General features: G+C 63.0%; 24 protein-coding genes. 12 read left to right on the forward strand and 12 right to left on the reverse strand.

The features are described 5' to 3' along the window. Positions 1-12 precede the first annotated feature (12 nt). The 8 genes from FHW75_RS24665 (at position 13) to FHW75_RS24700 (ending at position 5,995) form a co-directional block, all read left to right on the forward strand. Positions 13-780 (forward strand): SDR family NAD(P)-dependent oxidoreductase, encoded by a 768-nt coding sequence (locus FHW75_RS24665; RefSeq protein ID WP_161751665.1) that lies wholly within the window; start codon positions 13-15, stop codon positions 778-780. A gap of 11 nt (positions 781-791) precedes the next feature. Beyond that, entirely contained in the window at positions 792-1,985 is a 1,194-nt protein-coding gene (locus FHW75_RS24670) for an acetyl-CoA C-acyltransferase (RefSeq protein WP_161751666.1), read from the forward strand. 8 nt (positions 1,986-1,993) lie between these two features. Next, complete coding sequence (locus FHW75_RS24675) at positions 1,994-3,121, forward strand: acyl-CoA dehydrogenase (RefSeq protein ID WP_019098772.1); 1,128 nt, start codon at positions 1,994-1,996, stop codon at positions 3,119-3,121. A gap of 13 nt (positions 3,122-3,134) precedes the next feature. Beyond that, entirely contained in the window at positions 3,135-3,908 is a 774-nt protein-coding gene (locus tag FHW75_RS24680; protein ID WP_003250095.1) for an enoyl-CoA hydratase, read from the forward strand. Positions 3,909-4,192: 284 nt separating this feature from the next. Further along, the gene (locus FHW75_RS24685) at positions 4,193-4,597 is read left to right on the forward strand and encodes a TraR/DksA family transcriptional regulator (RefSeq protein WP_003250099.1); all 405 of its coding nucleotides are present in this window, start codon (positions 4,193-4,195) and stop codon (positions 4,595-4,597) included. A 178-nt stretch (positions 4,598-4,775) separates the two neighbouring features. Then, positions 4,776-4,970, forward strand: coding sequence for a hypothetical protein (locus tag FHW75_RS24690; protein WP_012271507.1), 195 nt, complete (start codon positions 4,776-4,778; stop codon positions 4,968-4,970). 345 nt (positions 4,971-5,315) lie between these two features. Further along, positions 5,316-5,786: a hypothetical protein gene (locus FHW75_RS24695; RefSeq protein WP_025754423.1), complete on the forward strand. Its 471-nt coding sequence runs from the start codon at positions 5,316-5,318 to the stop codon at positions 5,784-5,786. Further along, positions 5,783-5,995 (forward strand): hypothetical protein, encoded by a 213-nt coding sequence (locus FHW75_RS24700; RefSeq protein ID WP_016714984.1) that lies wholly within the window; start codon positions 5,783-5,785, stop codon positions 5,993-5,995. Before FHW75_RS24695 ends, FHW75_RS24700 begins: the two co-directional genes overlap by 4 nt. Positions 5,996-6,005: 10 nt before the next feature. On the opposite strand, the gene FHW75_RS24705 is transcribed toward FHW75_RS24700, so the two are convergent. From FHW75_RS24705 to FHW75_RS24735, 7 genes are all read right to left on the reverse strand, one after another. After that, positions 6,006-6,371: a Na+/H+ antiporter subunit G gene (locus FHW75_RS24705; protein ID WP_027609687.1), complete on the reverse strand. Its 366-nt coding sequence runs from the start codon at positions 6,369-6,371 to the stop codon at positions 6,006-6,008. Then, on the reverse strand, positions 6,368-6,646 hold the full coding sequence (locus tag FHW75_RS24710; RefSeq protein ID WP_003250109.1) for a K+/H+ antiporter subunit F: 279 nt from the start codon (positions 6,644-6,646) through the stop codon (positions 6,368-6,370). The genes FHW75_RS24705 and FHW75_RS24710 overlap by 4 nt, the downstream gene beginning before the upstream one ends. After that, a complete protein-coding gene (locus FHW75_RS24715) occupies positions 6,643-7,131 on the reverse strand; it encodes a Na+/H+ antiporter subunit E (protein ID WP_019098773.1) in 489 nt (162 codons plus the stop codon). The genes FHW75_RS24710 and FHW75_RS24715 overlap by 4 nt, the downstream gene beginning before the upstream one ends. After that, entirely contained in the window at positions 7,128-8,807 is a 1,680-nt protein-coding gene (locus FHW75_RS24720) for a monovalent cation/H+ antiporter subunit D (RefSeq protein ID WP_019098774.1), read from the reverse strand. The genes FHW75_RS24715 and FHW75_RS24720 overlap by 4 nt, the downstream gene beginning before the upstream one ends. After that, positions 8,804-9,148 (reverse strand): Na+/H+ antiporter subunit C, encoded by a 345-nt coding sequence (locus FHW75_RS24725; protein ID WP_019098775.1) that lies wholly within the window; start codon positions 9,146-9,148, stop codon positions 8,804-8,806. Before FHW75_RS24725 ends, FHW75_RS24720 begins: the two co-directional genes overlap by 4 nt. Continuing rightward, positions 9,148-12,063, reverse strand: a complete 2,916-nt coding sequence (locus FHW75_RS24730; RefSeq protein ID WP_019098776.1) for a monovalent cation/H+ antiporter subunit A — start codon at positions 12,061-12,063, stop codon at positions 9,148-9,150. The genes FHW75_RS24725 and FHW75_RS24730 overlap by 1 nt, the downstream gene beginning before the upstream one ends. 149 nt (positions 12,064-12,212) lie before the next feature. Then, entirely contained in the window at positions 12,213-13,163 is a 951-nt protein-coding gene (locus tag FHW75_RS24735) for a DMT family transporter (protein ID WP_183674861.1), read from the reverse strand. An 83-nt stretch (positions 13,164-13,246) separates the two neighbouring features. Here FHW75_RS24735 and FHW75_RS24740 point away from each other — a divergent pair, with 83 nt between their 5' ends. Next, entirely contained in the window at positions 13,247-13,810 is a 564-nt protein-coding gene (locus FHW75_RS24740; RefSeq protein WP_019098778.1) for a helix-turn-helix domain-containing protein, read from the forward strand. Between the two features lie 48 nt (positions 13,811-13,858). Here FHW75_RS24740 and FHW75_RS24745 read toward each other — a convergent pair whose 3' ends face one another. Next, positions 13,859-14,407 carry a cysteine hydrolase family protein gene (locus FHW75_RS24745; protein WP_019098779.1) on the reverse strand — a complete coding sequence of 183 codons (549 nt, stop codon included), beginning with the start codon at positions 14,405-14,407 and terminating at the stop codon, positions 13,859-13,861. Positions 14,408-14,489: 82 nt separating this feature from the next. Between FHW75_RS24745 and FHW75_RS24750 the strand changes: the two genes are divergently transcribed. Then, positions 14,490-15,509, forward strand: a complete 1,020-nt coding sequence (locus FHW75_RS24750) for a GlxA family transcriptional regulator (RefSeq protein ID WP_025754420.1) — start codon at positions 14,490-14,492, stop codon at positions 15,507-15,509. Positions 15,510-15,563: 54 nt separating this feature from the next. Further along, positions 15,564-15,944, forward strand: coding sequence for an antibiotic biosynthesis monooxygenase (locus tag FHW75_RS24755; protein ID WP_183674864.1), 381 nt, complete (start codon positions 15,564-15,566; stop codon positions 15,942-15,944). On the opposite strand, the gene FHW75_RS24760 is transcribed toward FHW75_RS24755, so the two are convergent. Both FHW75_RS24760 and FHW75_RS24765 read right to left on the reverse strand, forming a co-directional pair. Next, on the reverse strand, positions 15,923-16,693 hold the full coding sequence (locus FHW75_RS24760; RefSeq protein WP_025754418.1) for a S9 family peptidase: 771 nt from the start codon (positions 16,691-16,693) through the stop codon (positions 15,923-15,925). The two genes, FHW75_RS24755 and FHW75_RS24760, sit on opposite strands and share 22 nt — an antisense overlap. Continuing rightward, the gene (locus tag FHW75_RS24765; RefSeq protein ID WP_027609689.1) at positions 16,677-17,792 is read right to left on the reverse strand and encodes a DUF3182 family protein; all 1,116 of its coding nucleotides are present in this window, start codon (positions 17,790-17,792) and stop codon (positions 16,677-16,679) included. Before FHW75_RS24765 ends, FHW75_RS24760 begins: the two co-directional genes overlap by 17 nt. 220 nt (positions 17,793-18,012) lie before the next feature. Here FHW75_RS24765 and FHW75_RS24770 point away from each other — a divergent pair, with 220 nt between their 5' ends. After that, the gene (locus FHW75_RS24770; protein ID WP_089230471.1) at positions 18,013-19,821 is read left to right on the forward strand and encodes an aminopeptidase P family protein; all 1,809 of its coding nucleotides are present in this window, start codon (positions 18,013-18,015) and stop codon (positions 19,819-19,821) included. A 38-nt stretch (positions 19,822-19,859) separates the two neighbouring features. Here the strand turns inward: FHW75_RS24770 and FHW75_RS24775 are convergent, their stop codons facing one another. Together FHW75_RS24775 and rhtA are read right to left on the reverse strand one after the other, a co-directional pair. Beyond that, on the reverse strand, positions 19,860-20,141 hold the full coding sequence (locus FHW75_RS24775; protein WP_016714998.1) for a hypothetical protein: 282 nt from the start codon (positions 20,139-20,141) through the stop codon (positions 19,860-19,862). 193 nt (positions 20,142-20,334) lie between these two features. Beyond that, positions 20,335-21,222, reverse strand: coding sequence for a threonine/homoserine exporter RhtA (gene rhtA / locus FHW75_RS24780; protein ID WP_019098784.1), 888 nt, complete (start codon positions 21,220-21,222; stop codon positions 20,335-20,337). Positions 21,223-21,514: the final 292 nt, after the last annotated feature.

The following is a 21,514-nucleotide window of genomic DNA, read 5'->3' on the forward strand; positions in this document are numbered from 1 at the left end:
AGGAAACCGATCATGCAGATAGCCAACAAACACTTCATCGTCAGCGGCGCCGCCTCCGGGCTGGGTGCTGCGACTGCGCAGATGCTGGTCGAAGCCGGCGCCAAAGTCATGCTGGTCGACCTCAATGCCCACGCTGTCGAGGCCAAGGCCCGCGAGCTGGGTGACAACGCCCGCTTCGCCGTGGCTGACATCAGTGACGAGCAAGCGGCCCAAGCGGCTGTCGATGCGGCTGTCAGCAGCTTTGGCAGCCTGCATGGGCTGGTCAACTGCGCTGGCATCGTCGGTGCCGAGAAAGTGCTGGGCAAACAGGGCCCGCATGGCCTGGCCAGCTTCGCCAAAGTCATCAATGTCAACCTGCTAGGGAGCTTCAACCTGCTGCGTCTGGCTGCGGCGGCCATGGCCGAAGCGGGTGCCGATGAAGGTGGAGAGCGTGGCGTGATCATCAACACGGCGTCGATTGCCGCCTATGACGGGCAGATTGGCCAGGCCGCCTACGCCGCATCCAAGGGCGCCATCGCCAGCCTGACCTTGCCGGCCGCTCGTGAGCTGGCGCGCTTTGGCATCCGCGTGATGACCATTGCCCCGGGCATTTTCGAAACACCGATGATGGCCGGCATGACCGAAGAAGTGCGTGCTTCCCTGGCTGCCGGTGTGCCATTCCCGCCGCGTCTGGGCCGTCCACAGGAATACGCTGCACTGGCCCGTCACATCATCGAGAACAGCATGCTCAACGGCGAGGTGATCCGCCTCGACGGCGCACTGCGCATGGCAGCCAAGTAAGGAGAGCGAACATGACCCTCGCCAATGACCCGATCGTAATCGTCAGCGCCGTGCGCACGCCCATGGGCGGCCTGCAGGGCGACCTCAAAAGCCTGACCGCGCCACAACTGGGCAGCGCGGCCATTCGCGGCGCCGTGGAGCGCGCCGGCATCGACGCTGCCAGCGTCGAGCAGGTGCTGTTCGGCTGCGTGCTGCCGGCCGGCCAGGGCCAGGCACCGGCGCGCCAGGCGGCGCTGGGTGCCGGGCTGGACAAGCACACCACCTGCACCACCCTGAACAAGATGTGTGGCTCGGGCATGCAAGCCGCGATCATGGCCCATGACCTGCTGCTGGCCGGTACGGCTGATGTGGTGGTTGCCGGCGGCATGGAAAGCATGACCAACGCCCCCTACCTGCTGGACAAGGCCCGTGGCGGTTACCGCATGGGCCACGGCAAGATCATCGACCACATGTTCATGGACGGCCTTGAAGACGCCTACGACAAAGGCCGCCTGATGGGCACCTTCGCCGAGGATTGCGCCCAGGCCAATGCCTTCAGCCGCGAAGCCCAGGACCAGTTCGCCATCGCCTCGCTGACCCGTGCCCAGGACGCGATCAGGAACGGCCGCTTTGCCGCCGAGATCGTGCCGGTAGAAGTCACCGAGGGTAAGGAAAAACGGGTCATCAAGGACGACGAGCAGCCGCCGAAGGCGCGCCTGGACAAGATTCCGCAGCTCAAGCCTGCCTTCCGCGAAGGCGGAACGGTGACCGCAGCCAACGCCAGCTCGATTTCCGATGGTGCTGCCGCGCTGGTGCTGATGCGCCGCTCCGAAGCCGAGAAGCGTGGCCTCAAGCCGCTGGCGGTGATCCATGGCCACGCCGCATTCGCCGACACCCCGGCGCTGTTCCCGACCGCGCCGATCGGTGCCATCGACAAACTGATGAAACGCACCGGCTGGAACCTGGCCGAGGTCGACCTGTTCGAAATCAACGAGGCCTTCGCGGTGGTCACCCTGGCGGCCATGAAGCACCTCGACCTGCCCCACGACAAGGTCAACATTCACGGCGGCGCCTGCGCCCTGGGTCACCCGATCGGTGCCTCTGGCGCTCGCATTCTGGTCACCCTGCTGTCAGCCCTGCGCCAGAACAACCTGCGCCGCGGCGTGGCGGCCATCTGCATTGGCGGCGGCGAAGCGACGGCCATGGCCGTCGAATGCCTGTACTGAGGTGAACCATGCTGGTAACTGACGAGCAACAACAGATCGCCGACGCCGTGCGCGCTTTCGCCCAGGAGCGCCTGAAACCGTTTGCCGAACAATGGGACAAGGAACACCGTTTTCCGAAAGAGGCCATCGACGAGATGGCCGAGCTTGGCCTGTTCGGCATGCTGGTGCCGGAGCAGTGGGGTGGCAGCGATACCGGTTATGTGGCCTATGCCATGGCCCTGGAAGAGATCGCTGCGGGTGATGGCGCCTGCTCGACCATCATGAGCGTGCACAATTCGGTAGGTTGCGTGCCGATTCTGCGTTTTGGCAGCGAGCAGCAAAAAGAGCAGTTTCTCACCCCGCTGGCCACGGGGGCGATGCTCGGTGCCTTCGCCCTGACCGAACCGCAGGCAGGCTCTGATGCCAGCAGCCTGAAAACCCGTGCAAAGCTTGATGGCGACCACTACGTGCTCAACGGCAGCAAGCAGTTCATCACCTCTGGGCAAAACGCCGGGGTAGTGATCGTGTTTGCCGTGACCGACCCGGACGCCGGCAAGCGTGGCATCAGCGCCTTCATCGTGCCGACCGATTCGCCGGGTTACCAGGTGGCGCGGATCGAGGACAAACTCGGCCAGCATGCCTCCGACACTTGCCAGATCGTTTTCGACAATGTGCGTGTGCCCGTGGCCAACCGCCTGGGCGCGGAGGGCGAAGGCTACAAGATCGCCCTGGCCAACCTTGAGGGTGGTCGCATCGGTATTGCTTCGCAGGCAGTGGGTATGGCCCGCGCCGCGTTCGAAGTGGCCCGCGACTATGCCAACGAACGGCAAAGCTTCGGCAAGGCGCTGATCGAGCACCAGGCCGTGGCATTCCGCCTGGCCGACATGGCCACGAAAATTGCCGTCGCCAGGCAGATGGTGCTGCACGCCGCCGCGCTGCGTGATGCCGGGCGCCCAGCGTTGGTGGAAGCGTCGATGGCCAAGCTGTTTGCCTCGGAAATGGCCGAAAAGGTCTGTTCGGATGCCTTGCAGACCCTGGGCGGTTATGGCTATCTGAGTGACTTCCCGCTGGAGCGGATTTACCGAGACGTTCGGGTATGCCAGATCTACGAAGGCACCAGCGACATTCAGCGCATGGTCATTGCGCGCAATCTTTGAAGGAGCAGACTGCATGGCATTCGAAACCATCCTGTTGGACATCCACGGCAAGGTCGGCCTGATCACCCTCAACCGCCCGCAGGCGCTCAATGCGCTGAACGCGCAGATTGTCGGCGAAATCAACCAGGCCCTGGACCAGCTTGAGCGTGACCCGAACATCGGCTGCGTGGTGCTGACAGGTTCGGCCAAGGCCTTTGCCGCTGGCGCCGACATCAAGGAAATGGCCGAGCTGCAATACCCGCAGATCTACGTTGACGACCTGTTCAGCGATGCCGACCGCATTGCCAACCGCCGCAAGCCGATCATTGCTGCGGTGTCTGGCTTTGCCTTGGGCGGTGGCTGCGAGCTGGCGATGATGTGTGATTTTATCCTGGCCGCCGACAACGCCAAATTCGGCCAGCCGGAAATCAACCTCGGCGTGTTGCCAGGTATGGGTGGTACCCAGCGCCTGACCCGTGCGGTGGGCAAGGCCAAGGCCATGGAGCTGTGCCTGACTGGCCGCCTGATGGGCGCCGAAGAGGCCGAGCGGGCTGGCCTGGTGGCGCGGATTGTGCCGCAGGCGGAGTTGGTGGAAGAGGCGCTGAAGGTGGCGGCGACCATTGCCAGCAAATCGATCCCGGTGAGCATGATGGTCAAGGAAAGCGTCAACCGCGCGTTTGAAGTTACCCTTAGCGAGGGCGTGCGCTTTGAACGTCGAGTGTTCCATGCGGCGTTTTCCACCGAAGACCAGAAAGAAGGCATGGCCGCGTTCATCGCCAAGCGCGAGGCGCAGTTCAAGGACCGTTGATGCTGGCAGGGGATTTTAGCCGGGCCTCCAGGTGCATACCTCGAGACGCCCGGCGCCAGCCCAGCCCGGCCGTCCCCAATGCTACCTCCCTGGCACCGACCAGCGGATTGTAAGCACCTGAAGCAAATTCAGCCCCATTTGCAGTTGCTCCACGCGACGTGGCGCCTTAGACTGCCGCCCCCTGTAAAAGAGTGCCGGTTGGCGCTTGAAGAATTCCGCTGCCGATGCCAAGGCGTCGGCGGCACATGAATCGCCCAAATGCACATTTTTTCATAGAGAAATCGATGACCAAGGAACAGTTGCTGGCCATGTCGGCCGATGACTACATGAACGCCGACCAGCTGGCCTTCTTCACTGAGCTGCTGCAGGCGATGAAAGTCGAAACCCATGAGCGCATCGAGCTCAGCCGCACCACCATCGAAGGCCTGGACACTCCGTCGGACCCTGCCGACGTGGCTTCGGTCGAAGAAGAGCGTAGCTGGCTGGTCAATGCCATCGACCGCGACCAGCGTCTGCTGCCACAGCTGGAAATGGCCCTGGACCGTATTGCCGACGAAAGCTTCGGCTGGTGCGATGACAGCGGTGAGCCGATTGGCCTGAAGCGCCTGCTGATCAGCCCGACCACCAAGTACTGCATCGAAGCCCAGGAGCGCCACGAGCAGCTCGACCGCCACCAGCGCCAGGTATAACCCCGCGCGCGGTGCCAAGCCCCACGGAGCAATCCTTGGGGCTTTTTGCGTTTCTCGCTGGCGCCGTTTTTGTTGCCCCGTGCGTAACACTGCTGTACCGGCATGCGCTGTTTCCTCGCCACGAGCAGGCGTATCATGGCTATATCGTTAGGGTGCTAATTAAGTTCCGGAGGGAATGATGAATAGCCGAGTCGATGTAGCTGTGATGATTGGTTCGGGGGTGCCGGCCACCCTGCAAGCGCTGGGCAAACGCATTTGCTGGGTGGTGCTGGTCAATGGCGAGCGCCGTGGCACTGCATTTGCCACCCGTGAAGAGGCGTTGGAATGCCAGGCCGCCTGGCAGCAACAACTGAAGAAAGGGCTGGCAGCCTGAAAATGTTTATTGCCTCTCGACGGGTTTCGGTGTTTTCGGGCATATTTGTCCTACAGTAATGCGCATCGGGATGCCCGGCCTTGTGTTCTTGCAGGCCCGCTTCCTTGGTTGCGCTTTCTGGCGAGTGATCTCAGGCATCACGCTTCCCACGCCGGGAATGAGCCAAACGCCTTCGGTTGAGGGCGAATCTGGCAAACCAGAGTAAAGATTCCTGCGCGCTGCATCGTCAGCGGGCACAGACATTTCGTATATCGCTTTATTACTCTTTTCGCCTATCGATAAGAAATGGCCGTGCCTCCCCGAGCTTGGGTGAGGGCGGGTTGTAACCGGTTGAGGATTACTTCATTGGCAGTCAGCACTCTTGATACCCATGCATTGTTCGCCCTGGGCGACTTGCGCGGTAAATTGGCCCAACTGTTCCAGGGCCGCTTCATCTATGTCACCGAACAGAATCCAGAAGGCCTGTACATGGCCGAAATCGACACCGAAAGTGCACTGGTGGTCGATGACAAACAACGCCTGGAGCTAAAAGTAGGCGATCATTTTCGCGCCGCCGTGTTGCCCAGCCGTGAAGGTGGCAAGCTGGAAATGCGCTTTCGCGAAATCAAGTTGAATGTGTATGGCGTGGGCGATTACGCCTTCGTTTCGGTGCCGGAAGGCGAGGGCATCGTGTTCCGTGAGGGCCAGGCCGTGATGCTGGTGTTTGCCGCACAGCAGCAAGTGCAGGAAGGCCTTGGCAAGTTGCTCAAGGCGGTGACTGGCAAGGTTGCCAAATGGCGCAAGGGTGAACTGACCACCTTCAAGGCCAGTGAGTGACCGGCGCTGACGATGCACCTGCCTCGCGAGCCGAATTTCATCGGCAGCATCAGGCGGATGCTGTGGCCGAGGCCGAACGTTTGCTGGCCAGGCGTGAAGAACTGCAAAGCACCTGGCTGAGCTGGGTGGCGGGTGAGCTCTACCGGCTCGGCCCACCGCCTTATGTCGCCATGGTCCGGCGGGAGCTGCAGCGCCTCAGCCAAAGGTGAGGCGCAACCTTCAGTTACCGCGGTCGCGACCGCTGCTAACCTCTTCGGGCACCGGCTCTTTCGACATGCGCTTACGGAACAGCGCCGCCCGGGCCAGCAAGAGCGTGGTTACCGGCACTGTGATCGACAGCAGGATCGGAATTAGCCAAGCGTGCAGCACAGGCGCGTCCTTGAGCCAGGAAAAGTAGATGATCGACGCCAGCGCCACGCACCAGGCGCCAATGGTCGAGGCCAGTGCCGGTGGGTGCATCCGCTGGAAGTAGTCTTTCAGGCGTATCAGGCCTATGGCACCCACCAGGGCGAACAGGCTGCCGGTCAGCAGTAGCACGGCAGTGACCACCTCCAGCCAGAAGGGCAGTACCAAGGTTTCGGTCATTCGATCACCTCTCCGCGCAGCAGGAACTTGGCCAAGGCAAACGAGCCGACGAAGCCGAACAGCGCAATCAGCAGGGCACCTTCGAAGTAGGTGTCACTGGCGTAACGGATCCCCAGCACCAGCATGGTCAGCATGGCCAGGATATACAGGTAGTCCAGCGCCAGCACACGGTCCTGGGCGGACGGGCCACGGAACAGCCGGATCAGCGCCAGGCCCATGGCCAGGGCGAAGATGAACAGGCTGGCGAGGACAGCATTGGCGAGCAGGCCTGTCATTGAAAGATCTCCATCAGCGGGCGTTCGTAGGTGTCCTTGAAGTGCTGGATGAAGGCCGCTTCATCGTCCAGGTCGAACACATGCAGCAGCAAGACGCTGCGGTCCAGCGCCAGTTCTGACCAGACTGTGCCGGGCACCACCGTGGTGATCATCGAAAGTGCCGCCAGGCCGTGCGGGTCGCGCAATGCCAGCGGTATGTGCACGAACGCCGAGCGTGGCGGCTGCTTGCCGGCACGCAGTACGCCGCGAGCCACCAGCAGGTTGGAGACGATCACATCGATGCCGACCCGGCCGATCAACCGGGCAATGACCAGCGGCCGACGCACATGGGCATGCTGCGGACGCAACGGTGCCATCAGCAGCGGGGCCAGCACACCCAGTGCGGCGCCCAGCAGCAGATTGCCGGGGCTGACCGAGAGGTTCAGCAACAGCCAGAGGCCGAACAGCGAAACCGATAGCAGCGGGGCGGGGAACAGTCGGTTCATGGCTGCACCTGTACGTCGAGCGAGGTGGGGCCAGGAATCGGCCGGGCGGCCATCACGGCTTCGATGTAGGCGTCCGGCGCCTGCAGGCTGGCGGCGGTGTCCTGGGTGTAGCGCAGCAACGGCTCGGCCTTGAGGCTGAGGACCATGCACAGGCCGAGCAGGATGACGATGGGCAGGCACTCATAGCGGCGTAGCACGGGTGACGGGCGCTCTTCGGGCTTCCAGAAGCGCTGTATGCCCACGCGGCCAAAGGCGATCAGCGACGCCATGCCGGACAGGATCAGCAGTGCCACCAGGCCCCAGCCCGCCGGGCTCAACGGTTGTTCGGCCGGCACGCCTAGGCCGTGCGGGTTGAACAGCGCGCTGATAAGGTTGAGCTTGCCGACAAAGCCCGACAGTGGCGGCATGCCGATGATGAGCAGCGCGCAGGCGATGAAGCTCAGGCCCAGGAAGGCCATGGTCCACGGGATGATCTGGCCGATCACCACCTTTTGCTCGTCGTCGAGGTTGATACCCTTGGGCGGGTGCAGCGACTCCAGCGGGGGCGGCATCACGTCTTCTTCTTCGTCCAGGGGCGCCTCGTTGGCCGAGCGTGAGCGTTCGACCAGTTCGGCGAGCAGGAACAGCGCGCACAGGGCCAGGGTAGAGTTGACCAGGTAGAACAACGCCGCGCCGGTCAGCGCCGCCTGGGCAAAGCCAACCGCGCCGAGCAGGGTGCCAGCCGAGACCAGGATACTGAGGGCTGCCATGCGCTCCAGGCGCTGTGCAGCCAGGATCGATACCGCAGCCATCGCCAGGGTGGCCAAGCCGCCGTATACCAGCCATTCGCCGCCGAAATGCGCCGAGGCCCCCGCCTGCCCGGAGAACAGCAGTGTCCACAGACGCAGCACGGCATACAGGCCGACTTTGGTCATGATGGCGAACAACGCAGCCACGGGTGCGCTGGCCGAAGCGTAGGCTGGCACCAGCCAGAAGTTCAGCGGCCAGATACCCGCCTTGACCAGGAAGGCCATGGCCAGGATCGCCGCGCCGGCATGCAACAGGCCACGGTCGGCCTCTGGCACCAAGGGAATCTTCAGGGCCAGGTCGGCCATGTTCAGGGTGCCCGTCACGCCATACAGCATGGCGGCGCCAATCAGGAACAGCGACGAGGCGAACAGGTTGATGGCGATGTAGTGCAGGCCGGCGCGTACCCGGGCGCGACCCGAGCCATGCAGCAGCAGGCCATACGACGCGGCCAGCAGTACCTCGAAGAACACGAACAGGTTGAACAGGTCGGCGGTGAGGAAGGCACCGTACAGGCCCATCAGCTGGATCTGAAACAGCGCATGGAAACTGGCCCCGGCACCGTCCCACCGGGCACGGGCAAACAGCAACGCACTGAAGCCGATGACCCCGGTCAGGGTCAGCAGCAGGGCCGACAGGTGGTCCACGACCAGCACGATGCCGAACGGTGCTGGCCAGTTGCCCGGCAGGTAAACGCCGATTGACGCTGCCTGCCCCTGGGTACGCACCCACAGCAGCAGGCTGACGGCAATTGCCAGGCCGGCGAAGGTCGACAGCAGGTTCAGGCGGGCCTTGATCTGCCGGTGCTTTTCACCCAGCAGCAACATGACTGCGGCAGTGACCAGCGGCAGCAGGATAGGCGCAACGATCAGTTGACTCATTCCATTCATTCGTCACGCTCCCGGCCATCCACGTGGTCGGTACCGGTCAGGCCGCGTGAGGCCAGCAACACCACCAGAAACAGCGCGGTCATGGCAAAGCTGATGACGATGGCGGTAAGCACCAGCGCCTGCGGCAGCGGGTCGGTGTAGTGCAGCAGGTCCTGTGTGACGCCGTTCTTGATGATTGGCTCTTTGCCGATGAAGAGGCTGCCCATGCTGAAAATGAACAGGTTGACCCCGTACGACAGCAGGCACAGGCCCATGATGACCTGGTAGGTACGGGGGCGCAGGATCAGCCACACCCCCGAGGCGGCGAGCACGCCGATGGCGACTGCAATCACTTCTTCCATCAGGCGGCTCCTGCTTGGCTGGTTTTCGCCGGGTTGCCCGGGCGGTAAGCGCGCACCGACTGGTGCGCCAGGGCCGTGAGGATCAGCAGGGTCGAGCCGACCACCACGGTGTATACGCCGACATCGAAGAACAGCGCGCTGGCCACGTGCACATCACCCAGCAGTGGCAGGTGCAGGTGGGCAGTATGGGTAGTGAGGAACGGATAGCCCAGCAGCATGGCGCCGACCCCGGTCAGGGTCGCGCACAGCAGCCCGGTGCCCATCCAGCGCAGCGGGCGCAGGCTCATCTGCGCTTCGACCCACTGGGTACCGGCCACCATGTACTGCAGGATGAACGCCACCGACATCACCAGGCCGGCGACAAAGCCGCCGCCCGGTTGGTTGTGACCACGCATGAACAGGTACATCGAGACCAGCAGCGCGACTGGCAGCAGCAGGCGCACCAGCACTGCCGGCACCATCATGAAGCCCAAGGCGGTGTCGGTGGCATGCCGTGGGTTGATCAGGTCGGTGACCACGTCGGGTGCCAGCTGGCGCTGCTGCGCCGGCAGCTGCATGCTCTCTTTGGGTGGGCGGAAGCGGCGCAGCAGGGCGAACACGGTCAGCGCTACGGCCACCAGCACGGTGATTTCACCGAGGGTGTCGAAGCCGCGGAAGTCCACCAGCATCACGTTGACCACGTTGGTGCCGCCGCCTTGGGGCAGCGCACGGCTGAGGTAGAACGACGAGATGTCGTTGGGCGTTGGACGGGTCAGCATGGCGTACGACAGCACGGCCATGCCGCCACCCACCAGCACGGCCAGCAGCAGGTCGCGCAGGCGGCGCATGCGCGCACGCTCCAGGCTACCCGGTAGTGGCGACACGCCTTCGATACGCCGTGGCAGCCAGCGCAGGCCCAGCAGGATCAGCACAGTCGTGACCACTTCCACCACCAGCTGGGTCAGGGCCAGGTCAGGCGCGGAGAACCAGACAAACGTGATGCAGGTCATCAGGCCGCAGACACTGACCATGATCAGTGCCGCCAGGCGGTGGTACTTCGCCTGGTAGGCGGCGCCGATGGCGCAGGCAATGGCGATCAGCCACAGTGCGACGAACACGCCCGAGCCCGGAATTTTCGGCCGGTCGCCCCAGCTCAGCCCGCTGTAGAGCATGGGCGTGAGGCCTGCGAGAAAGGCGGCGACCACCAGCATGAACAGCTGCGATTGCAGGCGGCGAGAGGTGAACAGGCGCTCGACGCGACGCGCCAGCACCATCAGGTGAACTTGCCCGTGCTCGAACAGGCGCTTGCCGTTGAAGCGTTCGATCACCGGCGGGTAGGGGAAGCGGCCCAGGCGCAGCTGCTTGCGCAGCAACAGGTACAGCACGATACCGCCGCTCATGGCCACCAGGCTCATGATCAGCGGTGCGTTCCAGCCATGCCAGATCGCCAGGCTGTACTCCGGCAAGGTGCCGCCTACCACCGGCAGCGCCGCAGCGGCCAGCAGCGGGCCGACCGACTGGGCAGGGAAGATCCCCACCACCAGGCAGGTGAGCACCAGCAGTTCGACCGGCGCACGCATCCAGCGTGGCGGCTCGTGCGGGGTGTGGGGCAGGTCCTGGGCGGTCGGCCCGAAGAACACATCGACGGTAAAGCGCAGGGCATAGGCCACGCTGAAAGTACCGGCCAGGGTGGCGATCACGGGCAGGGTGGCCTCGACCCACGCGGTGGAACTGATGAATACGGTTTCGGCGAAGAACATTTCCTTGGACAGGAAGCCGTTCATCAGCGGCACGCCAGCCATCGAGGCGCTGGCTACCATGGCCAGGGTCGCGGTGTAGGGCACCAGGCGGATAAGGCCGCTGAGGCGACGGATGTCGCGCGTACCGCTTTCATGGTCGATGATGCCGGCTGCCATGAACAGCGAGGCCTTGAACGTGGCATGGTTGAGGATGTGGAATACTGCTGCAACGGCAGCCAGTGGGCTGTTCAGGCCCAGCAGCAGGGTAATCAGGCCCAGGTGGCTGATGGTCGAATAGGCCAGCAGGCCCTTGAGGTCGTTCTGGAACATGGCGGCGAACGCGCCGAGCAGCAGGGTGAGGGCACCGGCACCGCCGACGATCCAGAACCACTCTTCGCTGCCGGAAAGCACCGGCCACAGCCGCGCCAGCAGGAACACCCCGGCCTTGACCATGGTGGCAGAGTGCAAATAGGCCGATACCGGCGTGGGCGCTGCCATGGCGTGGGGCAGCCAGAACTGGAAGGGGAACTGTGCGCTCTTGCTCAGGGCGCCGATGAGAATCAGGGGCAGCAGCACCGGGTACAGCGCATGCTGGCGGATGGTATCGCCGGCAGCCAGGACCTTGTCCAGGTCATAGCTGCCGACCACATGGCCGAGCAGCAGGGCCCCGACCAGCAGGCACAAGCCGCCTGCACCGGTCACCATCAGCGCCATGTACGCACCACGGCGGGCGTCTGCGCGGTGGTGCCAGTAGCCGATCAGCAGGAAGGAGAACAGGCTGGTGAGTTCCCAGAAGAACACCAGCTGAATCAGGTTGCCGGAAATCACCAGGCCAAGCATGGCGCCCATGAAGGCCAGGAAGAAGGCGAAGAAGCGCGGTACCGGGTCTTGCGGTGACATGTAGTAGCGCGCGTACAGCGACACCAGCGTACCGATGCCCAGTACCAGCAGCGAGAACAGCCAGGCGAAGCCGTCCATGCGCAGTACCAGGTTGAGCCCCAGGCTGGGCAGCCACAGGAACTCTTCGCGAATCACACCGCCATGGGCAACCTGGGGGTACAGCAGTGCTACCTGGACGGTACCGACCAGGGCTACGAGCCCGGCAAGAATGGACTCGGCGTTACGTGCGTTGTGCGGCAGCACGGCTGCCAGGCAACTGCCCACGAACGGCAGAAGCAATAGCACTATCAATGACATAGCGGCCTATTCTGGAGAAGTTTGCAAAGATCATACGTGCCGAGGGGGTGATCACCAACACGCAAGCTGTCGCAGAATCCTACAAACAGGCTGTGACAAGCTGTTTTTTTATAACATTTGTTTACAAAGCATAGCTGCTGTTATCGACTTCACAGCTCCGCTTGGCGTTCGCCTTCATTCTGTACATCGCGTGCCTCGATGGTTTCGCGCGGTCGGCGCACTTTGAGCTCGCTCACCACCACCGCGATCACGATCAGCAGGCCACCGAGCAGTGCCACGCCCGGCAGGCGTTCGCCCGCCAGGCGCCCGACGATCCCGGCCCACACTGGCTCACCGGCGTAGATGAGCGTGGCCCGGGTAGGCGAAACCGACTTCTGTGCCCAGTTCATCGCCACCTGGATGACTGCGCTCATGGCGCCCAGGCCTACGGCGCTGCCCAGCAGCAGCCAGGAGAAGTCGGGGATACGCTCCTGGGTTGGCACGATCATCAGAAACGCCAGCAATGATGCGGTCGCCAGTTGCACCACGGTAACCCGGCGTACGTCGACCTGGCCGGCGTAGCGGCTGATCAGGATGATTTCGCCGGCGATGGCGACGGCGCTGACCAAGGTGACCACCTCGCCCTCGCTGAAATGCAGGCTGCCGCCTTCCGGCCCGGCCAACAGCATCAGGCCGATGAACGCCAGGCAAATGCCGATGCTGGGCATCAGGCCAGGCCGTCGGCCCAGCACCAGCCACTGCAAAAGCGGCACGAACGGCACGTACAGCGCAGTGATGAACGCCGATTGGCTGCTGCTGATGGTTTGCAGGCCCATGGTTTGCAAGCCATAGCCGAGCATGATCGATACACCGATGAGCATGCCGGCCTTGAGCTCGGTGAAGGTCAGCCCGGGCAATGCCCGCGCCGAGACCACGCCCACGAACAGTGCGGCTGCAGCAAAGCGCAAGCCGACGAAGAACATCGGGCCGCTGACGGTCATCACGTTGTGCACCAGCAGGAAGGTGCCGCCCCACAACATGGTGATGAAGACCAGCACCAGTTCAGCCTTGCTCAGGCGAAAGGTAACGGTGGGGGTCGGTTTGTTGCTGGCCTGGTTCATGGTCTTGCGCACTCGGAGGGGGCGGCGCACAATCGCCGCAAAGTGGGCAGTATACTGCGCAATCTCGACCAGTGAGCAATATAGTGCACAAAGATTCTGCGCATCGCGCATCGGTGCTTCAACATGTCAGCCTCAATGTGCGCCGCCTGCGCAACGCGGCTGGCATGAGCCAGACGACGTTGGCCGAGCGCTCCGGGGTTAGCCGGCGCATGCTGGTGGCGATCGAGGCGGGGGAAAAGAACGTCAGCCTGACCACGCTGGATTTGATCGCCGAAGCCTTGGGGGTGGCATTCAGTACCTTGATCCAGGCGCCTGATCGGCGTGATCCCGGGCGCATCGAAGAGCTGGCCTGGGCGGGGGAGCATCCGCAGAGCCGGGCAGTGTTGCTTGGCACCAGCCCGGCGCGGCGCGAGGTGGAGCTGTGGGCGTGGACACTGGCGCCGGGGGAGTGCTATTCCAGCGAGGCCGATGCCGAAGGCTGGAGCGAGCAGATTTATGTGGCTGAAGGGCAGCTGACGTTGATCATCGAAGGGGTCGAGCATCGTCTGCTGGTGGGGCAGTTCCATGTGTTTCCCAGCAACTGCCGGTATGCATACCGTAATGATGGGGCGGTGGCGGTGCGGTTCGTGCGTAATGTGGTGATTTGAGCCTGCAAGCTTTGGGGCTGATGCATAGCCCCAAAGCTTTCGAGCCGATCAGCCTTGAAGCAACTCATCGGTCCTCACGACCTTGGCATAGGCAAATGCCAGCGCCGCCATCGCCGAATCATGAACCTGCGCCGCCGCTACCTGCCTGCCGTCGAACGCCAGCGGCAGGGTCGCACAGGCATCGTGCGCCACGGTCACCTCGTAACCCAGGTCGGCCGCAGCCCGGGTGGCGGCATCGATGCACATATGGCTCATGCTGCCGACGATGGTCAGGGCCTCGACGCCATGCCGGTCCAGCGTGTGCTCAAGGTCGGTACCGAGGAAGGCGTTGACCTTGTGCTTGAGCACCACCGGTTCGCCTGCTGCCGGTTCGACCTTGGAGTGGATCGCCGAACCCTGCGAGCCCGGTGCAAAGAAGGGGGCATCGGCGCTGTCGAACTCATGGCGCACATGCACCACCAGGTCGCCGCGCTGGCGTGCGGCTGCCAGCAACCGTGCAGCGTTGTCGGCCGCCTGGTCGGCGCCATCGAGGGTCCATTTGCCGCCCGGGAAATAGTCGTTCTGGATGTCGATGATGATCAGCGCCTGCTTGCTCATGCTGCCTCCTGTGGCAGTAGTCGTTGGTAGGCGTTAGTTATAGGCTGTGTGCACGAATCTGAGGATTGGCGCGAACGACACTATGCGGGCAAAAACTGACATCCCCGCCAGCCTGGACATCGGCCTGCTGCTGTACCCCGGCGTGCAGCGCGCGGCCGTATATGGCCTTGCCGACCTGTTCCTGGTGGCCAACCGGGTTGCAGCCGAACTGGGGGCTGTCGAGCTGCCGCACATTCGTGTCAGCTTCTGGCAGGCCGACGAGGCAGGGCAGTTGCTGCCAGCCCCGGATAGCTCCGCGGCGGCTGCTCCGGGCCTGGGTGTATTGATCATTCCACCCAGCCTGGAGTCGGCCCCGCAAGCCGAGCTGCTTGACCGTCACCGCGCGTCCCTGTGCCAGTTGCACGGGCGCGGTACGGTGCTGGCGTCGGTTTGCATCGGGGTGTTTTTCATTGCCGCCAGTGGGCTACTCGACGGGCGCCCGGCCTGCACCCACTGGAACTATGTGCATGCCCTGGCCCAGCGCTTCCCCAAGGTGCGGGTAGAGGCGCGGCAGCCGTTGCTGGACGACGGCGATATCGTGACCTCGGCAGGGTTGATGGCCTGGACTGACCTGGGCTTGCGCCTGCTGGAGCGATTTCTTGGGGCGACGGTGGCGCGAGAGACCGCTCGCTACCTGGCCGTTGAGCCGACGACAGCCCCCTTGCCCGGGGCGCTGTTCAGTCCGCGCCTGGACCACGGCGACGAGGCCGTGTTGAAGGTGCAACATTGGTTGCAGGGCAATGGCGGGCAGGAGGCTGACCTTGCGGCGATGGCTGCGTGCGCGGGGCTGGAAGCGCGTACGTTCCTGCGGCGCTTTCGTGCCGCCACCGGGATGCGCCCGACCGAGTATTGCCAGCAGGTGAGGGTCGGGCGAGCCTGCCGTTTGCTGGAGTTCACACGGCGCAACGTCGAACAGATTGCCTGGGGTGTCGGGTACCAGGACCCGGGAGCGTTTCGCAAGGTGTTTCAGCGCATTACCGGCCTGACCCCAAGTGACTACCGGCGGCGTTTTGCGGTATCAGGCCAGGGTGCGCATAAACCCCTTGACCTTGACTTTACTTGAGGTTTTACCCTGCTCGGCATCCCGCTGCATGCGTCCGTTACCAGGAGACCGCCGATGTCGGCCAACCCTAATGCCCTTTGGTTCACCCAGATGATCGAATACGAAGTGCCCAGCATGTGCCAGCAAGCATTGGCTCAGGCCTTGGTGGCGCGAAGCGAAGAGCTTGCTGCGCGCTGTGAAGGGCTGCAGGGGGTCAGTGTCCAGGCCAGTGACGATGGCAGCCGGGTGCTGCAATACCTGCAATGGCAATCACGCCAGGCCTGGTCGGTGGCGGCCGTGCACTTCGTCGAGGAGCCCTTCCTTGAGCTGCTGGGGCAGCATCAGGCGCGCGGGGTGCACTTTGCAGCCTACCAGACGCTGCGCAGTCTGGTTCGCGGCGCCGATGGCGGCCTGCATCGTCAGGTGGGCGAGCTTCAGGCATACCAAGGCGCGTAATGCGGGTAGCGGTCCAGTCGGGCACCGATGACCATTTCGCTGATCCATGCTGCCAGGATCGAGCTGTAGGCTTTCTGGCTCTCTTCGCTGGACAGCGCGTGATCGGCCCCGTCGACGATGCGATGGGTGAGCGAATGGGCGCTGACGAATGCCGAGCGGTAGCTCATCAGTGTGCTGTGCGGTACATAGTCGTCCTGTTCGGACTCTACCAGCAAGACGTCCCCTCCGAACTCGGCGCACGCTGCCAGTGCACGGTTGTCAGCCGGGCCAAGCGATTGCTGCCGGTAGGCGTTCAGGCGTTGGCGGTCGAGGGTTTGCTTGGGGGTGTTCCATTCGTCGTCCCAATACATGGCGGGTACCCGCAGGGCCAGCCATTTGACGGACCGTTCGCGGGTCAGCAGCGTTGCCAGGTAGCCGCCATAACTGCTGCCGATGAGGGCGATGGCGCTACTGTCCACGGCTGGATGGCTCAGCAGCCGGTCGTAGGCCACCATCAGGTCATGCAGGTTTTGTTCACGCGTGACTGTCAGGCGTTGGCTTTCGGTCTTTTCGTGCCCGCGAAGGTCGAAGGTCATGCACACGCAGCCCAGTCCGGTGATGTGCCGGGCCCGGGCCAGATCACGCTGCTGGCTTCCGCCCCAACCGTGCACGAAGAGGATGCCCGGCATCTTGCTGCCGGGGCTGACCAGGGTGCCGACAATGCTGTCGTTGTCGACTTGCAGTTCAACGGTTTCACTCTGAACGGCCATGTTCGCGAATCCGTGCAAATTTGCTGAATTGTCCGAGTTCACTGTCGTTTCCTTGGTAGAAGAGGGTGGCATCAGCGGGCAGGTCGGGCGTGCCGAACACTTCGTGGGTGGAGGCACGCACCTGCTGCAATGCCGGGTCATCGGCAAATGCCTGCAGGGCCAGCAGCTCGGCACTGCTGGCACCGCCCAGGCGCCAGGATTGCTCGAGCACACCGCTACGTAGGTGGCCTTGAGGGCTCAGGCCGCGAGCGATGTCGTAGTTGCGCCGTGAGGCGATGAAGCCAGGGAAGTGCTGCTCGGCAGCCTGCTCGTAGGTGATGGCCTGGTTGATCGCCAGACGCAGGTGGTCTTCCAGGGGGAGTTGCAGCAGCGCCTGATAGTCGCCACGTACCACCACAAGGTCGGAGCCGCCATACACCTCGATGCCCTGGTGGTCATGGGTCAGCTGTTGGGTACCGTGATAGCTGCATGTCAGCCCCGCGACGCGCACTTGGCCGACGCTGAAGGTTTTTACGTCATTGAGGTCTTCTTCGAGTACCAGCCCCCACACTGCCAGCGCCTGTTCGTCCATATCGGCCAGCAGGGGTTCCAGTGCGTCTGCAGTGCTGATGACCGCTTGTCCGCGGCCTGCGGTAGCCAGCACCGGCTTGACCCGTAGCGGGCCGTCGAGCAGCAGCAACTGTGCGGCAGTGCGCGCATCAGCTTTGCTGAACACGGTGTAGCCGCGCAGTAGGGCGTCACTCGCTTGTTGGGCGAAGGCGTCAGTCCAGCCCGGTGGGAAGCTGGCCTTGGCCGGCAACGGGTGGGAGATTGCCTTGGTCGCCATGTGGGGGTAGGACACCAGGCCGCCAAACAGGTCCTGTTCGCCAAGAATACCCAGGGCGGCATAGCGCCGGGGGTCGATCAGGGTCTCGGTGGGCACGTAGTAGTAGCCGTCGTTGGCCTTGGCCTGCTGCCTGGGCACATGTGGACAACCCAGCAGGCGGGCGAGGCCGTCGGCAAGCTTGAGGTGCACGGCATGCTCATGCTCGGGCGTATGTTCGCGGGTGTCGAGCAACACCACGCCGGTTTTCGAATGCCAGGCACTGGGCATGGTCATTTGCCTGTGGGCAGTGAGTGTACTGTGTGTGAAGCCGGCACTTTGCGGAAGTTCAGCGGGACTTGATCGGTGGTCCTGAGCGCGTTGTAGGAAGTGTCTGATTGGCGCAAGGCGTGGCGGGCAATCCATGCCGTGTCCTGGTCGTCACGATTGCAGGGTTCTGGCGGCTGTTCCATTATCGGCACATTGGATCAACCGTGATGTAGCCGCAGGAGAGCGCATGAACGTCCAGACCACCCTTGAGCAAAGCGTGCCACAGCGCCTGGCACGCGTGCGCCAGGCCATGGCGGCAGAGGGCATCGATGCCTTGCTGGTACCTTCGGCCGACCCCCACCTTTCCGAATACCTGCCCGGTTACTGGCAGGGGCGTCAGTGGCTCTCGGGTTTCCACGGCTCGGTCGGCACATTGGTGGTCACCCCCGGGTTCGCCGGGCTGTGGGTCGACAGCCGCTACTGGGAGCAGGCCGAGCATGAACTGGCAGACAGCGGCATTGAGCTGATGAAACTGTTGCCGGGCAAACCCGGGGCGTTGGAGTGGCTCGGCGATAATGTAGCGCCCGACGGTAGCGTCGCGGTGGATGGTGCGGTCCTGGCGCTGGCCTCGGCGCGACAACTGGGTGAGCGGCTGAAGACTCGCGGCGCTCGGCTGGTCACCGACAAGGATCTGTTGGGGCAAGTCTGGGATGGGCGCCCGGCGCTGCCGGGTAACCCGGTGTACCAGCATTTACCGCCGCATGCGACGGTGAGCCGAGCGGAAAAACTCGCGCAGTTGCGTCAGGGCATGCTGGCCAAGGGCGCCGACTGGCATTTCATTGCCACCCTTGATGACATCGCATGGCTGTTCAACCTGCGCGGCAGTGATGTCTCCTATAACCCGGTGTTTCTGGCCTTTGCGTTGATCAATGAGAAGCAGGCCATTCTGTTCGTGGGTCAGGACAAGGTGGACGCGCATTTGCGCCAAGTGCTGGCAGTCGACGGCATCGAGGTACGCGACTACAGCGAGGCTGGCAAGGCCTTAGGTGCCGTACCGGCCGGCAGCAGGTTGCTGGTGGACCCGGCACGGGTCACCTGTGGCCTGCTGGAAAACCGTTCGGCAGAGGTCGTGCTGATCGAGGGGATCAATCCCACCACCCTGAGCAAGTCATGCAAAGGTGATGAAGACCTGGTTCACATCCGTCAGGTCATGGAGCAGGACGGTGCTGCCTTGTGCGAATTCTTCACCTGGTTCGAGGCCAGCCTGGGCAATGAGAAAATCACCGAGCTGACGATTGACGAGCAACTGAGCGCAGCGCGTGCCCGGCGCCCGGGTTTCGTATCGCTGAGTTTCTCGACCATTGCTGCCTTCAATGGCAACGGTGCCATGCCGCATTACCGCGCTACCGAGCAGTCGCACGCGGTCATCGAGGGCGACGGGCTTTTGCTAATCGATTCGGGCGGGCAGTACCTGGGTGGCACCACCGACATCACACGCATGGTGCCTGTGGGCAACCCCAGCCACCAGCAGAAGCAGGATTGCACCCGGGTACTCAAGGGCATGATTGCCCTGTCGCGTGCCACCTTTCCGCGTGGGGTGCTGTCGCCGTTGCTCGACGCCATTGCTCGTGCGCCGATCTGGGCAGACCAGGTGGATTACGGCCACGGTACCGGGCATGGGGTAGGCTACTTCATGAATGTGCATGAAGGGCCGCAGGTAATTGCCTACCAGGCGGCACCTGCACCGCAGACGGCGATGCAGGCGGGCATGATCAGCTCGATCGAGCCAGGTACGTATCGCCCGGGGCAATGGGGTGTACGCATCGAGAACCTGGTGGTCAATCGTGAAGCCGGCAAGAGTGCATTTGGCGACTTCCTGAACTTCGAGACGTTGACACTGTGCCCGATCGACACCCGGTGCCTGCTAGCCGAACAGCTGTCAAAAGAAGAGGTGGAGTGGTTGAACCGCTATCACGCCACGGTGCGTGAGCGCCTGGCTCCGTTGCTCAAGGGGGACGCCTTGGCCTGGCTGGAAAGGCGTACCACGTCGCTGTAACAGCGTATGAAAAGGGCAGCTCGTGAGCTGCCCTTTTTCTACTTGCAGATGACGATCATGCTGCGGCTGGTGTAACCCGCCGGGTTGATGCCGAACAAGTAATCGCCGGCTTCTTCATCGCTGTCGCCCGAGCGTGCGATGACCCGATAGCCGCGCGTGCTGCAAGAGCTCGCGGCTTTGCTGTAGCAGTTGTCCCACGAAGAGGAAAGGCCGGAGCAGTTGATATGCAGGCCCTTCTTGCCCCTCTTGACCTCAGTCTTGGCCGTGGCGGCACATCCAGCAATAGCCAAGATGGCCAGGATGAGAAAAATACGTTTCATTCCTGTCCTTAAATGCAGGGCCGATCAGCTGTCGTCTAGCCCTGTCGTTATCGCTTCGGTTCTTCCTGAAATTTCCCCAGCGTCCCTGTTCGGTCCAGTAGATAGCGTAAAGATGATGATTTTGTGACAGCTTAATCAGCGAGACGGGTCGCTACAATCTTTAATCCTGTCTCAAATGAAAATATTTCTCATATCAGTCTGCTGCGACGGCTGGGGCGGGCTCCTTGCGCATGGACAGCGTGGTGCCGACAGAGGCCGTGATGATTGCCAGAATCGCCAGCCATTGGGTAACCGTCAGCACTTCGCCCAGGAAAAGAAGGCCGGACAACGCCCCGAACGCCGGTTCGATGCTCATCAGGGTGCCGAAGGTGCGAGCCGGAATGCGCGTGAGGGCAACCATCTCCAGGCTGTAGGGCAGTGCTGTGGACAGTATCGCCACGCCCAGCGCCATGGGGATGACCGCGGGCGTGAGCAGCGCACTGCCCGCGTGGACAATGCCGATGGGGGCGACGAACAGTGCAGCGACCACCACGCCGAGCGCGGCGCTCTGGATGCCGTGTTCGGCCCCGGCACGCTGCCCGAACAGAATGTACAGGGCCCAGCACACGCCAGCACCCAGCGCGTAAGCAGCACCGGCCGGGTCGAGTGCCTGGCCACTGTGCCCTGCAGGCAGCAACAACAGCAAGCCGGCGATGGCCAGGGCAATCCACAGGAAGTCGATTGGCCGGCGTGAAGAGAAGATCGCAACGGCGAGCGGCCCGGTGAACTCCAGTGCAACGGCAATGCCGATGGGCACCGTTTGCAGCGCCATATAGAAGAGGAAATTCATGCCACCCAGGGCCATGCCATAGATGACCACGTTACGCAGGGTGTTGGCGGTCATGCGTACCCGCCACGGGCGCAATATAAGCAGCATGATGATGCTGGCGAAAATCAGGCGCAGGGCGGTGGTGCCTTGTGCGCCGATAATGGGGAACATGCTTTTGGCCAGTGAGGCACCCGATTGAATCGATGCCATGGCGATAAGCAGCAGCCCAATCGGGAAGAGGGTGGCGGCCAGGCTGCGGGGCTGGGTGTTCATGTCTGTGCGGCGATCCTTGGGCGGGGTGGGTGATGAGCAATATAGTGCGCAATTGATGGGGTGCGTGATAGCCCTGAAGCGCCTTCGGCATAAATATTTCAAAACATTGAAATTAAGGGTTGACCTCCTCAGAGCCGTCCCTATAATGCGCACCACTCCAACGCGGTAGCGAAGCAAAGCTAGCCACCCCGTTGAGTCAAGTGTTTGAAGCTAAACGAGTTTCTCGCAAAAAACTTCAAAATAAACGCTTGACAGGCTCTGAGGAAAGCGTAGAATGCGCGCCTCGGTTGAG

The sequence above is a fragment of the Pseudomonas sp. OG7 genome, assembly GCF_014192825.1.
Lineage (GTDB): Bacteria > Pseudomonadota > Gammaproteobacteria > Pseudomonadales > Pseudomonadaceae > Aquipseudomonas > Aquipseudomonas monteilii.

Coding starts and splice junctions, on each gene's coding strand:
- FHW75_RS24675 (WP_019098772.1), top strand. CDS start 1,994: ATGCTGGTAACTGACGAGCAACAACAGATCGCCGACGCCGTGCGCGCT.
- FHW75_RS24755 (WP_183674864.1), top strand. CDS start 15,564: ATGTCGGCCAACCCTAATGCCCTTTGGTTCACCCAGATGATCGAATAC.
- rhtA (WP_019098784.1), bottom strand. CDS start 21,222: ATGAACACCCAGCCCCGCAGCCTGGCCGCCACCCTCTTCCCGATTGGG.
- FHW75_RS24765 (WP_027609689.1), bottom strand. CDS start 17,792: ATGACCATGCCCAGTGCCTGGCATTCGAAAACCGGCGTGGTGTTGCTC.
- FHW75_RS24730 (WP_019098776.1), bottom strand. CDS start 12,063: ATGTCATTGATAGTGCTATTGCTTCTGCCGTTCGTGGGCAGTTGCCTG.
- FHW75_RS24735 (WP_183674861.1), bottom strand. CDS start 13,163: ATGAACCAGGCCAGCAACAAACCGACCCCCACCGTTACCTTTCGCCTG.
- FHW75_RS24720 (WP_019098774.1), bottom strand. CDS start 8,807: ATGAATGGAATGAGTCAACTGATCGTTGCGCCTATCCTGCTGCCGCTG.
- FHW75_RS24715 (WP_019098773.1), bottom strand. CDS start 7,131: ATGAACCGACTGTTCCCCGCCCCGCTGCTATCGGTTTCGCTGTTCGGC.
- FHW75_RS24750 (WP_025754420.1), top strand. CDS start 14,490: ATGCGGGCAAAAACTGACATCCCCGCCAGCCTGGACATCGGCCTGCTG.
- FHW75_RS24665 (WP_161751665.1), top strand. CDS start 13: ATGCAGATAGCCAACAAACACTTCATCGTCAGCGGCGCCGCCTCCGGG.
- FHW75_RS24685 (WP_003250099.1), top strand. CDS start 4,193: ATGACCAAGGAACAGTTGCTGGCCATGTCGGCCGATGACTACATGAAC.
- FHW75_RS24710 (WP_003250109.1), bottom strand. CDS start 6,646: ATGACAGGCCTGCTCGCCAATGCTGTCCTCGCCAGCCTGTTCATCTTC.
- FHW75_RS24760 (WP_025754418.1), bottom strand. CDS start 16,693: ATGGCCGTTCAGAGTGAAACCGTTGAACTGCAAGTCGACAACGACAGC.
- FHW75_RS24770 (WP_089230471.1), top strand. CDS start 18,013: ATGAACGTCCAGACCACCCTTGAGCAAAGCGTGCCACAGCGCCTGGCA.
- FHW75_RS24775 (WP_016714998.1), bottom strand. CDS start 20,141: ATGAAACGTATTTTTCTCATCCTGGCCATCTTGGCTATTGCTGGATGT.
- FHW75_RS24705 (WP_027609687.1), bottom strand. CDS start 6,371: ATGACCGAAACCTTGGTACTGCCCTTCTGGCTGGAGGTGGTCACTGCC.
- FHW75_RS24690 (WP_012271507.1), top strand. CDS start 4,776: ATGAATAGCCGAGTCGATGTAGCTGTGATGATTGGTTCGGGGGTGCCG.
- FHW75_RS24725 (WP_019098775.1), bottom strand. CDS start 9,148: ATGGAAGAAGTGATTGCAGTCGCCATCGGCGTGCTCGCCGCCTCGGGG.
- FHW75_RS24745 (WP_019098779.1), bottom strand. CDS start 14,407: ATGAGCAAGCAGGCGCTGATCATCATCGACATCCAGAACGACTATTTC.
- FHW75_RS24670 (WP_161751666.1), top strand. CDS start 792: ATGACCCTCGCCAATGACCCGATCGTAATCGTCAGCGCCGTGCGCACG.
- FHW75_RS24680 (WP_003250095.1), top strand. CDS start 3,135: ATGGCATTCGAAACCATCCTGTTGGACATCCACGGCAAGGTCGGCCTG.